At 70.9% G+C, this 14,550-nt stretch carries 1 protein-coding gene (only partly in view); it reads right to left on the reverse strand.

The whole window is internal to a non-ribosomal peptide synthase/polyketide synthase gene (locus tag RHCRD62_RS06445; RefSeq protein ID WP_050063891.1) on the reverse strand: the coding sequence, 43,611 nt in all, runs 13,735 nt past the left edge and 15,326 nt past the right edge, and what appears here is coding positions 15,327–29,876 — codons 5,109 (partial) to 9,959 (partial); the first complete codon in reading order (the gene reads right to left) occupies nt 14,547–14,549. Both the start codon and the stop codon lie outside the window.

Here is a 14,550-nt window from a genome sequence, read left to right on the forward strand (position 1 = left end):
GTCGATTGGTCGAACAGGTCCGTCGCGTAGACGAAGTACGCGTACATGCCGTCGGGGTCGCCGCCCTCGGTGACGGCGTCACCGAGGGTGAGGTCGAGGTCGAACTGGGTGACATCGGTGCCTGCGTCGAGGGCGCCGACGGTCAGGCCCGGCAACTCGAACTCGGCCCGCTGCTGGTTCTGCAACGACAGCGACACCTGGAACAACGGATTGTGCGCCGTCGACCGGGCCGGGTTGAGCACGTCGACGAGCCGCTCGAACGGAATGTCCGTGTGCCCGAAGGCACCCAGGTCGTCGTGCCGGACACGGCCGAGGAGGTCGGCGAACGAGTCGTCACCGTCGACCCGGGCACGCAGCACGATCGTGTTGACGAACATGCCGACGAGGTCGTCGAGTGCGGCCTCGCCGCGACCACCGATCGGGGTGCCGACGGCAATGTCCGTCTCGCGGGTCAGACGGGAGAGCAGCACGGCCAGCGCGGCGTGCAGAACCATGAACGGCGTTGCCCCCTGCGCGGTCGCCAGCTCGTGGACGCCGCGGCGGATGTCCTCGCCGATCGTGAACAGGTGGCGGCCGCCGCGCATCGACTGCTCGGCCGGGCGGGGCCGGTCGGTGGGCAGATCGAGGGCGTCGGGCAGACCGGCGAGTGCGGTGGTCCAGTAGTCGACCTGCTGGGCCGCGAGCGACTGCGGATCGTCCTCCGACCCGAGCAGCGCACGCTGCCAGATCGCGAAGTCCGCGTACTGCACCGGCAGCGGAGCCCACTGCGGCGCGGCGCCGTTGGTCCGCGCGGTGTAGGCGACCATCACGTCGCGCGCCAGAGGCGCCATCGACATGCCGTCGGCGCTGATGTGGTGGACCACCATCACCAGAACGTGCTCGGTACTTCCGGGTCGTTCCGCAGGCTCCACTCCCGCGCTTTCGGGTCGTTCCGCAGGCTCCACTCCTGCGTCCCCGACCGCGAGCAGGCGTGCCCGCACCGGCGGGGCCGCGGTGACGTCGAAGCCCGATCCGAGCAGCGCGCCGAGAGCGGCGGGCAGGTCGGACTGCGTCACCGCGACGGGCGCGAGGTCGAGTTCGACCTCGGCGGCCGGGACGACCACCTGGTGCGGGCCGTCCACGGAATCGGGGTACACGGTGCGCAGCGACTCGTGACGGGACAGGACGTCGCGCACGGCCTGGGCGAGGGCGTCGGTGTCGAGGTCACCGGACAACCGCACGGCCATCGGGATGTTGTAGGCGGGCGACTCCGGATCGAAGCGGCTGAGGAACCACATCCGCTGCTGCGCCAGCGACAGCGGGATCCGCTCCGGTCGCGGCTGAGCCACGAGCTCGGGACGGCTCGCCCCGGCGCCCGAGTGCTCGAACCGCTGGGCGAGTTCGGCCACCGTGGGTGCCTCGAACAGGTCGCGCACGCCGATCCGGGCGTCGAGTGCGGAGTTCACGCGGGCGATCACGCGGGTCGCGACCAGGGAGTTGCCACCCAGGTCGAAGAAGCTGTCGTGCACACCGACGCGCTCCGCGCCGAGCACCGTCGCGAAGACCTCCGCGATCGCCTCCTCGACAGCATCACGGGGAGCAACGAATTCGTTCGCTGCCGCCGAGAAGTCGGGCGCGGGGAGGGCGCGCCGATCGAGCTTGCCGTTCGCGGTGAGCGGGAACTCGTCCATCACGACCAACGCCGACGGCACCATGTACGCGGCGAGGAACTCGCCGACGAACGCCAGCACCGCATCCCCGTCGACGGTGACGTCGGCCTCGGGGACGACGTAGCCGACGAGACGATCACCGGTGTGCTCGTCGGAGCGCACCAGCACCGCGGACGCCGCGACGCCCTCGTACCGCAGCAGCGCCGACTCGATCTCGCCGAGCTCGATCCGGAAACCACGCAGCTGCACCTGGAAGTCGCTGCGCCCCAGGTACTCGAGCTCACCCCGGTCGTTCCAGCGAGCCAGGTCGCCCGAGCGGTACATGCGATCGCCCGCTGTCGCGCCGGCGAACGGGTTCGCGACGAACCGGTCGGACGTCAGGTCGGGGCGGCCGAGGTAGCCGCGCGCCAACTGACCGCCGTGGACGTACATCTCGCCCACGACACCGACCGGCGCCGGCTGCAGACGCGAGTCGAGCACGTACACACCCATGCCCGGCAGGCCGCGGCCGATGACGCTGGCCTTCGACTCCCGCGCGAACTCGCGGTCGAGGGACAGGAACGACACGTGCACGGTGGTCTCGGTGATGCCGTACATGTTCACCAGGCGCGGGGACTGCTCGTCGTGCCGCTCGTACCACCGCTCGAGCTGCCCGAGGTCGAGGGCTTCGCCACCGAAGATGACGTAGCGCAGGCTGAGGGCAGACCTCTCCCCTGCACTCGGGACAGACCCGTCCCCTGCAACCGAGGCGGAGAGCCGGTCCGCTTCCGCGAGCTGGTAGAACGCCGAAGGCGTCTGGTTGAGCACCGTGACCCGCTCCCGGCGCAGCAGTTCCAGGAACTCCTCCGGCGAGCGCGACGTCAGGTAGTCGACGAGGACGAGTTCGCCGCCGAACAGCAGCGGGCCCCACAGCTCCCACACCGAGAAGTCGAATGCGTAGCTGTGGAACATCGTCCACACGTCGGTCTCGTCGAAACCGAACCTGGTCTGGGTGTTCGCCATCAGGGTCAGCACGTCCACGTGCGGCACCACGACGCCCTTGGGGCGTCCCGTGGATCCGGACGTGTAGATGACGTAGGCCGGGTGCTGTGGCGACAGCGCCGCAACACGCTCGGCGTCGGTGACCGGCTCGGCCGACATCCGCGACAGTCGTGCGGCGAGCTCCGGCGAGTCCAGCAGCAGCTGCGGAACGTCGTTGTCCGGCAAGGACTGCACGTCGTCACTGGTCGAGAGCACCACGACCGGCTCGGAATCGGCGAGCATGTACGCCAACCGGTCCTGGGGGTAGGTGACGTCCACCGGGACGTACCCGCCGCCGGCGGTGATCACCGCGAGCAGCGCCACCACGAGGTCCGTGGTGCGCGGCATGGCGACGGCAACCATCGACTCCGGGCCGACGCCCTCGGCGATCAGCACCCGCGCGAGACGGTTGACCCGCTCCGCGAGCTCCGCGTAGGTGAGGCGGTCGTCGCCTGCAACGACGGCGGTGCGGGTGCCGTTGACGGCCGCCGCGGCCGCGAACTCGACGGCAAGTGTTGCGGCGGGGGGCGTCACGCCCGGCTCCACCCACGCGGTCAGCACCTGCTCGCGCTCGGCGGAGTCGAGGACGTCGAGCGCCGCGACACGGAGGGCCGGTTCCTGTGCGAACGAGGTGAGTACGCGCAGCACCCGGTCCAGCAGGGTCTGCGCCTGGTCCGTCGTGTAGAGGCCGGTCAGGTACTTGGCCTGCAGGTGCAGGCGGTCGGACACGCTCGCGACCAGGGTCATCGGGTAGTGGGTCGAGTCCATACCCCGCAAACCGGTCACCCGGAGGCCGTCGATGTCGGTGGCGGCGGCGAGCGCCTCCTGGTCCACCGGGTACGACTCGAACACCGTGAGGGTGTCGAACGACGTGCCCGCACCGGCGGCGTGCTGGATCTCGGACAGTCCGAGGTAGTGGTGATCGAGCAGGGCTGCCTGTTCGACCTGGACGCGTTCGAGCAGTCCGCTCACCGACTCGGCCGGATCGAGCGTCACCCGCACGGGCAGGGTGTTGATGAACAGGCCGACCATCGATTCGACGCCCGGCAGGTCCGCGGGCCGCCCGGACACCGTCGACCCGAACACGACGTCGGTGCGAGAGGTCAACGCGGACAGCACGATGCCCCACGCCGCCTGGACGACGGTGTTGAGGGTGACGCCGTGGCGTCGCGCGAGCGCCGTCAGGGCGGCCGTCAGTTCCGCGGTCGCGAACACCGCGAGGTCGGCGGACTCGACGGACTCGACGCTCTGACCGGCAGCGAGCAGGGTCGGCTCGTCGAGTCCGGCGAACGCCTCCCGCCACGCGTCCGTCGACACACTCCGGTTCCGTTCGGACAGCCACACCAGGAAGTCCCGGTAGGCACCGACGGGCGGCATGGTCGCCGCGTCACCGCTGGTCGCGTACAGGTACAGCAGATCCTTGAGCAGCAGCGGCGTCGACCAGCCGTCGAGCAGGACGTGGTGGTTGGTCGAGACCATCCGGTACCGGCCGTCACCGAGGTCGACGAGCGTGAACCGAATCAGCGGCGGGGTCGCCATGTCGAACCCGCGGGCACGGTCGGCGCGGAGCACCTCCGCGAACGCGGCCTCGACATCGCCTTCACCGCTGAGATCGACCGTGCTCCAGGGCAGTTCGACATCGGCGGGGACGATCTGCACGGGTTCACCCGATGCGGTGTCGAACGCGACCCGGAGGTTGGCGTGCCTGCGGAGCAGTGCCTGGCCCGCGGTGCGCAGACGCTCGGCGTCCACCGCACCCTCGAGGTCGAGCACCGTCTGGACCAGGTAGGCGTCGAGGTGTTCACCCGCGAACTGGGCGTGGAAGAGCAGGCCCTCCTGCAGCGGCGAGAGCGACCACACGTCGGCCAGGTCCTGGTGGCGAGCCTCGAGCTGGTGCACTCCGGCCTGGTCGAGCGCGACGAGCGGCAGGTCGGACGGGGTGAACCCGCCCGCGCCCGGGGTGTCGGCGTACGCGGCGAGCGCGGTCAGCGCCGCCACCCACAGGTCGGCGATCCCGCGGGCCTGCTCCTCGCCCAGGATGCCGGTGGCGTACGAGAACGTCGCACCGAGGCGGCTGCCATCCGCGGTGTCGACGGCGGAGGCGTTGATGTCGAGCACGACCGGGGCGGTCATGTCGGCGTCACGCACGCCTCCGAAGCTTCCGGACGCGCTGTCCGGAATCCAGGGAGCGTCGGCTCCGGTCGCGGTCCCGGCAACCCGGCCGAGGTAGTTGAAGCCGATCTGCGGCGCGGGCAGGTTCCGCAGTGCGGCACCGGATTCCGCGTCGAGGTAGCGGAGCATGCCGTAGCCGATGCCGTGGTCCGGAATCGTCAGCAGCTGCTCCTTGACCAGCTTGAGTGCGTCACCCGCCGCGGCGCCGCCCGCGAAGGCGTCGTCGAGGTCGACACCGTCGAGGTCGAGGCGGACCGGGAACGCCGTGGTGAACCAGCCGACGGTGTTCGCGAGATCCGCGCCGGGCACCGCCTGTTCCTCACGGCCGTGACCCTCCAGCGTGACCAGCGCGCTCGCGGTGTCGCCACCGCGGTCCCGCCGCCACTTCGCGACCGCCATGGCCAGTGCGGTGAGCAGGCCGTCGTTCGTGGTGCCGTGCACGATCGCGGGCACCCGCCCGAGGACCGCCTCGGCCACGGCCGGGTCCAGCTCGATCCGCAGGTCGTCGACGGTGGACACGGTGTCCGTGTCGGGGTCGAGGGCGCGGGATCCGAGGAGCGGATCGGGTGCGTCCAGGATGGACTGCCACAGCGGCAGTTCGGCCGCGCGGGCAGGCACGGCGTCGACGAGGCCGTGCGCCCACCGTCGGAAGGAGGTACCGGCGGCGGACAGTTCCGCGGTGGCACCCTCGGTGGTGCGGTACCACGCGAGCGCGAGATCGGGAAGCAGCGCCCGCCAGGAGACACCGTCGACCACGAGGTGGTGCGCGAGGACGAGCAGACGTCCCGGCCCAGCCTGGGTGTCGAACCACACGAACTGCACCATCGTCCCGGCTTCGGGATCGAGTCGCGTTGCCGCGCGGCGCATCTCGGCCTCTGCGAATGTCGCGAAGGCGTCCGTGCCGGGCGCGTCCGCGACCGGAATCCGGGTGACGACAGCCGCCGCGGACACCGCGCCGACCGGAGCGACCTCGAAGTGGCCGCCGTCGCCGGCGCGCACGAGCCGCGAACGCAGCATGTCGTGGTGGTCGAGGACCGCCTGCACCGTGGCCTGCAGGTCGGCCTCGACCACGGCCTCGGGCAGGGTGAGCAGCATGCCCTGCGAGAACTCGTCGAACTCTCGCAGGTGCTCGATCATCCATGCCGCGATCGGGGTCAGCGGGAGCTCACCGACACCGCCGCCGGGCAGCTCCGCCAGCACGACGGTGTCGCTGCCGACTGCCGCGACCCGGGCGAGTGCCGCGATCGTCTTGTGTTCGAAGACGAGTGCCGGCTTGAGGACGATGCCCTCCCGCTTGGCACGCGACACCAGCTGGATCGCCATGATCGAGTCACCGCCGAGCGCGAAGAACGAGTCGTCGACGCCGACCCGGTCGTGGCCCAGCAGTTCCGCGACGAGGCGTGCCAGCACGGACTCCGTCGGGGTGCCGGGCGCCCGGTACGTCTCCGCGCGATCGGACAGGTCCGGCGCAGGCAGGGCCTTGCGGTCGAGCTTGCCGGAAGCATTGAGCGGCAGCGCGTCGAGGACCATCAGGACCGACGGCACCATGTACTCGGGCAGCCGAACGGACAGCGCCGAGGTCAGCTCCTCGATCTGCGGAGCCGCACCCGTGGCCGCAGTCAGGTAGGCGACGAGCTGCTGCGCACCCGGAATGTCCTCGCGCACGAGAACGGCCGCCTGCGCCACGTCGGGCTGTTCGAGGAGCACCGACTCGATCTCGCCGAGCTCGATCCGCAGACCGCGCAGCTTGACCTGGAAGTCGGTCCGCCCCAGGTACACCAGTTCGAGCCCACCAGCGGAGGTTTCGACCCACTTGACGAGGTCGCCGGTGCGGTACATCCGCTGACCTGCGACACCCCCCGTCGCTCCGCTCGCCATCGGGTTGGCGACGAACCGGTCGGCCGACAGGTCGGCGCGTCCGACGTACCCACGGGCGAGCTGGGAGCCCGCCAGATACAGCTCACCTGCGACACCGAGCGGGACCGGGCGGAGCCGACCGTCGAGCACGTGCAGTTGCGTGTTCCACACGGGGGCACCGATCGGCACCGTGATCGTGTCGGCGGACGTGTACTGGTGGAACGTGACGTCGACGGATGCCTCGGTCGGTCCGTACAGGTTGTGCAGCGCCGCCGCGCTCAGGCTGGCGAACGCCTGCGCAGCCTGCGGCGTCAGTGCCTCGCCGGAACAGAAGACCTGACGCAGGGACGGCACCCGTCCGGCGTCGACCACTGACGTGAACGCCGACAGCATCGACGGCACGAAGTGGGCGGTGGTGACGGACTCCGCCTCGATGAGGTCCGCCAGGTACAGCGGATCGCGGTGCCCGTCCGGGCGCGCGATCACCAGGGAGGCACCGACCTGCAGCGGCCAGAAGAACTCCCACACCGAGACGTCGAAGGTCGACGGCGTCTTCTGGACGACCGTGTCCTCGGGCCCCATCGGGTACTGCGCCTGCATCCACTCGAGGCGGTTGACGATGCCCACGTGCGGCACCGCGACGCCCTTCGGGCGGCCGGTGGACCCGGACGTGTAGATCACGTACGCGATGTTCGAATCACGCAACGGTGCAACACGTTCCGCGTCGACGACCGGGGCGTCCGAGTATCCGCTCGTGTCGAGGTCGTCGAGCGACCACATCGTGGTGCCCACAGGCACGTCGAGTTCGACGTCGCCACCGGTGAGCACGACGGCCGGTGCCGAGGACTCGAGCACGTACCGGGTGCGGTCCACGGGATGGTCGGGGTCGACCGGCACGTAGGCGCCACCGGCCTTGATGACTGCGTACATGCCGACCAGCAGGTCCACCGACCGGCGCACCGCCAGGGCGACGAGCACGTCCGGCCCGACGCCGGCATCGATCAGCTTGCGCGCCAAGCGGTTCACGCGCGCGTCGAACTCGGCGTAGGTCAGGCGCTCACCCTCGAAGACCAGCGCGACCGCATCGGGTGTACGAGCGACCTGCGCGTCGAACAGATCGACCAGGGTGGCGTCAGCCACCGGGTGCGCCGTTTCGTTGACCGCGGCGATCGCGGACATGTCCACGGAACCGGTGATCTCCACGTCACCGACCGCGACCTGAGGGTCGGCGACGACGGCGTTCAGGATCCGCAGGTAGGCGTCGGCGAAGCCGCGCACGGTCGCCTCGTCGAACAGCGCGGTCGCGTAGCTCAGGGTGGACGTCAGATCGGCGACCGCGCCGTCCTCGGCGCGCGCGTTCCCGACGGTCAGCTGCAGGTCGAACTTGGCGACATCGAAGTCGGACGTCAAACCGCTCACGGTCAGGCCGGGCAGCTCGAAGGTCGCCTGGGTGTTGTTCTGCATCGTGAACATCACCTGGAACAGCGGCGAGTATGCCGTTGACCGGGCCGGTGCGAGGGCCTCCACCAACTGCTCGAACGGCATGTCGGCGTGCGTGAATGCCGACAGGTCGGCCTCCCGGGCCGAGTCGATGAGCGACGCGAAGGTCGTGCCGGGCTCGACCGCGGTCCGCAGGACCAGGGTGTTGACGAACATGCCGACCAGCTCGTCGAGCGACTGCTCGCCGCGTCCGGCGACCGGGGTACCGATCGCGATGTCGGTCTCGCGGCCGAGCCGCGAGAGCAGTACCGCGAACGCGGAGTGCAGCACCATGAACAGTGTGGCGCCGCGATCGGCGGCCAACTCCAGCAACCGGACGTGCAGCGCGGCGTCGACGGTGAAGCTGACGTTCGCGCCCGCGGTGGATCGGACCGCGGGACGCGGCCGGTCCATCGGAAGGTCGAGCACCTCGGGCAGACCGGCGAGCCGCGCCCGCCAGTAGTCGGCCTGCGTACTCACCAGCGACGCCGGGTCGTCGAACGGGCCGAGCGTCTCGTGCTGCCAGAGCGCGTAGTCGGCGTACTGCACGGGCAGCGGCGCCCACTCGGGGGCGACGCCGTTGGACCGGGCCGCGTAGGCGACCATGACGTCCCGCGCCAGCGGCGCGACCGACGCGCCGTCGGCGGTGATGTGGTGCATGACCACGACCAGTACCCGCTCGGTCGACGAGGTCTCGAGCAGCGCGATCCGCACCGGCGGTGCGGTGGTGACGTCGAAACCGAGGGAGATCAGCTCGATCGCCCGGGCGACGACCTCGTCCTCCGGCACCCGAACCGGCGTCAGCTCCACGACGGTCGCCGAGTTGGGCAGGATCTGCTGGAACGGGCCGGACTCCGAGTCCGGGTACACGGTGCGCAGCACCTCGTGCCGGGCCAGCACGTCCACCACGGCGGCGCGCAGCGCGTCGACGTCGAGCGCACCGGACAGCCGCACGGCCATCGGCACGTTGTACGCGGCCGACCCGGTGTCGAACTGGTTGAGGAACCACATCCGACGCTGCGCCAGGGACAGCGGAATCCGTTCGGGTCGCGGTCCCGCGGTGAGCGCCCGCACAGCGGGAGCCGACGAGTGTTCCACGCGCGCAGCCAGTTCCGCGACGGTGGGGGCGTCGAACAGGTCACGAACCCCGACGCGGACGTCGAGGGCGGCACCGATGCGAGCGGTGACCTTGGTGGCGGACAGCGAGTTTCCACCCAGGTCGAAGAAACTCGTCGTCACGCCGACGCGATCGAGACCGAGGACCTCGGCGAAGACACCGGCGACGATCTCCTCGGTCAGTGACCGCGGTGCGACGTACTCGAGCTCCGGTGTCACGAACTCGGGGGTCGGCAGGGCGCGCCGATCCAGCTTGCCCGCGGGCGTCAGCGGGACCTCGGCGAGCGCGACGACGTGCGAGGGAACCATGTAGGCGGGCAGGAACTCCGCCGCGAAGGCACGCAGCGTCTCCTCGTCGACGGTGCGCCCGGACGCGGGCAGCACGTAGGCGACCAGGACTGTGCCGCCGTCGGGCGCGGTCACACCCTCGGTGGTGACGAAGCCGACGCTGTCGTGGCAGGCCAGCGCGCCGCTGATCTCACCGAGTTCGATGCGGAATCCGCGGACCTTCACCTGGAAGTCGGACCGGCCGACGTATTCGAGGGTGCCGTCGGCGGTCCAGCGGACCACGTCACCGGTGCGGTACATGCGCTCGCCGGGACGCCCGAACGGGTTCGCGACGAACCGTTCCGACGTCAGCGGCCCCCGAGCGTGGTAGCCACGCGCCAGCGCCGGGCCCGACAGGTAGAGCTCACCTGCGACACCGACCGGGGCGGGCCGCAACCTGCCGTCGAGGACGGAGACCCGGAAGCCCCGAGTGGGCGCACCGATGGTGATCGGCGCACCGGCCGTCAGCGGGGCCGACACCGTCGACCACACGGTCGCCTCGGTGGGGCCGTACAGGTTGAGCATGGTGCGGTCCGGTGCCCAGCGGGCCACCAGTTCCGGCGGGCAGGCGTCGCCCGCGACCGCGAGTACGCGGAGGGTGGCGAGACCGGTCGGGTCGGCCGCGGCCAGCGCGGCCGGGGTGATACAGGCATGGGTGACCCGCTGGGCCCGAAGGAATTCGGAGAGTTCTACTCCACCGAACAGGTCGGCTGGGGCGACGACCAACGTCGAGGCACTGCCGAACGCCATCAGCATCTCGAACACCGACGCGTCGAAGCTCGGCGAAGCGAACTGCAGTGTGCGCGAACGCGGTTCGATCCGCATGTGGGCACGCTGCTCGGCGACCAGGTCGGCCAGGCCACGATGCGTCACCACGACGCCCTTGGGCAGACCCGTCGAACCGGACGTGTAGATGACGTAGGCGGCGTCGTCCACGAGTACCGGTCGGATCGGTTCGACAGCGTCGTCGTCTGCCGCGGCGAGCGCGGCGGCGATCTCGTCGAGGACCAGCCACTCCACGTGGCCGGACAGCGCGCCGCGGTCGCGTGACGTGGTGACACCGACGGCCACACCGGAATCGGTGAGCATGTGCTCGATGCGGTCGGCCGGGTAGTTCGGGTCGACGGGCAGGAACGCGGCGCCGGTCTTGGCGATGGCCCACACCGCGACGACGGTGTCGACCGAACGCGGCATGGCGACGGCGACGAACGATCCGGCACCGACACCGCGGTCGATCAGGATCCGGGCCAGGCGGTTGGAGCGGGCGTCGAGGTCGCGGTAGGTCACCCGCGACTCGCCTGCGTCGACGGCGACCAGGGTCGGGTCGACGGCGACGGCGTCCGCGAAGATCTGCGGCAGGGTGCGCGCCCGCAGACCGTCCGGACCTGCCACTGCCGAGAGTGCGCTCTGCTCACCGGGATCGAGGATCGGCACGTCGCCGACCGGGAAGGTCGGATCGATGACGACCGTCGACAGGATGCGCACCAGGCGGTCGGCGTAGGTGCGGACCGTGGCGGCGTCGAACAGGTCGACGGCGTAGTCGAACGCGGCCCGCATACCGTTCGGGCGGCCTTCGGCGTCCACCTGCTCGGTCAGGGTGAGCTGCAGATCGAACTTGGCGACCCCGGCGGAGATCGGCTCCGGGGTGACCGTCAGTCCGGGCAGTTCGAGGCGCAGGTCGGTGGCGCTCTGGAAGTCGATCGCCACCTGGAACAGCGGGTGGTGGGACTGCGTGCGGGACGGGCTGATCACGTCGACCAGCCGCTCGAACGGCAACTCGGTGTGCGCGAACGCGGCCAGGTCGACGCTGCGGGTGTGCCCCAGCAACGTCGCGAACTCGGTTTCCGGTTCGACCCGCGTGCGAAGCACGACGGTGTTGACGAACATGCCGACCAGGGCGTCGAGTTCGGACTCGCCGCGGCCGGCGACCGCGGTACCGATGGCGATGTCGGTGGTGTTGCCGAGCCGGGCCAGGAGCACCGCGAGGGTGGCGTGCATGACCATGAACACGGTCGCACCCTGGGCACGCGCGATCTCGGTGACCGCGCGGTGCACCTCGGCGTCGATCGTGAACTCGACCCGGCCGCCGCGCATCGAGGCACGGGCGGGCCGCGGGCGGTCGGTCGGCAGGTCGAGCTGATCGGGCAGCCCCGCCAGCGCGGAGGTCCAGTAGCCGAGCTGGGCTGCCGCCCGCGACTGCGGGTCCTCGGCGTCGCCGAGGAGTTCACGCTGCCAGATGGCGTAGTCCGCGTACTGCACCGGCAGCGGGGTCCACTGCGGAGCCTGTCCGCCCTGACGGGCCGCGTAAGCCGTCATCAGGTCCGTCACCAGCGGACGCAGCGAGACGCCGTCCGCTGCGATGTGGTGGATCACGAGGACGAAGACGTACTCCGCGGGAACATCCCGGCCAGTGGACAACTCGAGCAGCGCGGCCCGCACCGGAACCTGGGCGGTCACGTCGAAGCCCGTGGTCGCGAGCTCGGTGATCCGCTCGACCACCCGCTCGGGGGTGATCGATTCGAGGTCGAGCGCAAGCAGGGCGGACTCGACCGGGTGCACGACCTGGTGCCCGCCGTCGACGGAGTCCGGGTACACGGTGCGCAGGGTCTCGTGCCTGCCGACGACGTCGTGCAGCGCCGCCTGCAACGCGGGCAGGTCCACAGCGCCGGACAAGCGCACGGCGAGGGGGATGTTGTAGGCCGCCGACTCCGGATCCATCCGGTTGAGGAACCACATCCGCTGCTGGGCGAGCGAGAGCGGCACCTGCCCGTCCCGTGCCTGCGGAACCAGGGCAGGACGCGTGCTCGCGCCGCCGCGGACGACCCGCACCGCGAGCGCTGCGACCGTGCGCGCCTCGAACAGGTCCCGCACGCCGACATCGGTGCCGAACGCCTGATTGACCTGGGCCACGACACGCGTCGCGATCAGCGAGTTGCCGCCGAGGTCGAAGAAGTCGTCGGTGGCGCCGACCCGCTCCGCGTTCAGGATGCGCCCGAACACCTCGGCGATGCCGATCTCGACCTCGCCGCGCGGCGCGACGAACACGGCCGCACCCGCGAACTCCGGTGCGGGCAGCGCGGCCCGGTCGAGCTTGCCGAGCGCGGTGAGCGGCACCTCGTCGAGGACCACGATCACCGCAGGAACCATGTACGGCGGCAACGTCCGCGCCACGAACGCAGCGAGATCGTCGGTGTCGAGGTGTGTTCCTGCCGCCTGCTGCACGTACGCGACCAACGCCAGATCGCCCGCGGGTCCCGGCCTGCCGACGGTCGCGGCGAACGCGACGGACGGGTGGGCGTTCAGCGCGGCGTCGATCTCACCGGTCTCGACGCGGAATCCTCGGATCTGCAACTGGAAGTCGGACCGGCCGACGTATGCCAGCTCGTCCGGACCCGTGACATCCCCCGCCGCTGCACTCCACCGCACGACGTCGCCGGTGCGGTACATGCGTTCGCCCGGCTCGCCGTACGGGTTCGCGACGAACCGTTCGGCGGTCAGCGCGCGGCGCGCGTGGTAGCCGCGGGCCAGGCCCGCGTTGGTCACGTACAGCTCACCGGGGCTGCCGGCAGGCACGGGACGCAGGCGCGCGTCGAGCACCAGCGTGTGCACACCGCGCATCGGCGAACCGATGGTGATCGGCGCACCCGGGGCGAGCGGCTCGGTGACGGTGACGATGACCGTCGTCTCGGTGGGGCCGTACGCATTGCGCAGCCGGCCGCCCCAACGCGCGGCGAGCTCCGGCGGACACACGTCACCGCCGACGACCACCCGCTCGACGAGGTCGAGACCTGTGGCGTCGATCGTCGCCACGGCTGTCGGGGTGCTGACGAACATGGTGACCCGCTGCTCGCGGACGAACCGCGCCAGCTCGGCTCCGCCGTACAGGTCGGTGGGAGCGATGACCATCGTCGCGCCCGCACCGAACGTCGCGAGCATCTCGCCGACCGCGGCGTCGAAGCTGATGGCCGCGAACTGAAGCACTCGCGATGCCGCGGAGATGGCGTAGTAGTCGACGACGTCCGCGGTCAGCGAGGCCAGGCCGCGGTGCGGCACGGCGACACCCTTCGGCAAACCGGTGGTGCCGGACGTGTAGATCAGGTACGCGAGATGGTCCACCGACAGCGCGGCGGTGCGGTCGGCATCGCCGAGCGGTGCCGCCGACCTGGCCGCGACGGCGGCGGTGAGCGTCGTGTCGTCGAGCTGCAGCCAGCCACCGGCCGGGTTCGCCTGCTCGGGCAACGCGGCACGGAACTCGGAGGTGGTCAGGCCGACCACGGCACCGGAGTCCCCGACCATGTGCGCAATGCGGTCGGCGGGCAGCTTGGGGTCGATCGGCACGTACGCGCCACCGGCCGCCGCCACCGCCCAGATCGCGACCATCGCGTCGACGGAACGCGGAATTGCCAGCGCGACAACGGTATCCGGACCGACGCCGTGGTCGACGAGGTGCCGAGCGAGGCGGTTGGACCGGGCGGCGAGCTCGGCGTAGGTGACGCACTCGCCTGCCCACTCGATCGCGGTGCGGTCGGCGTGGTCCACCGCGACGGCGGCGAGGATCTCCGCGAGGGTCAGCGGAACCTCGGCCTCCGCTCCTCGACGCGCGACCAGCGACGCGGCCTCGGCGGGATCGAGAACCGTGATATCGCCGACCGGCGTCTGCGGCGCGGCGAGCGCCGCAGCGAGCAGCGACCGCAGCCGGTCCCCGAACTTCACGACGGTCGCCGCGTCGAACAGGTCGGTGCTGTAGGTCAGGACCGCGTCCGCACCGGCGGCCGAGTCCTCGAGGATCGTCAGCATCAGGTCGTACTTGGCCGACCCGGTCGGGACGTCGAGCGCATCGATGTCGAGGCCGGCGAGTTCGAACCGGGACCCGTTCCGCGACTGGAAGGCGAGCGCAACCTGGAACAGCGGCGAGTGCGCCGTCGACCGC

This window comes from Rhodococcus sp. RD6.2 (assembly GCF_001040705.1).
Taxonomy (GTDB): Bacteria; Actinomycetota; Actinomycetes; order Mycobacteriales; family Mycobacteriaceae; genus Rhodococcus_G.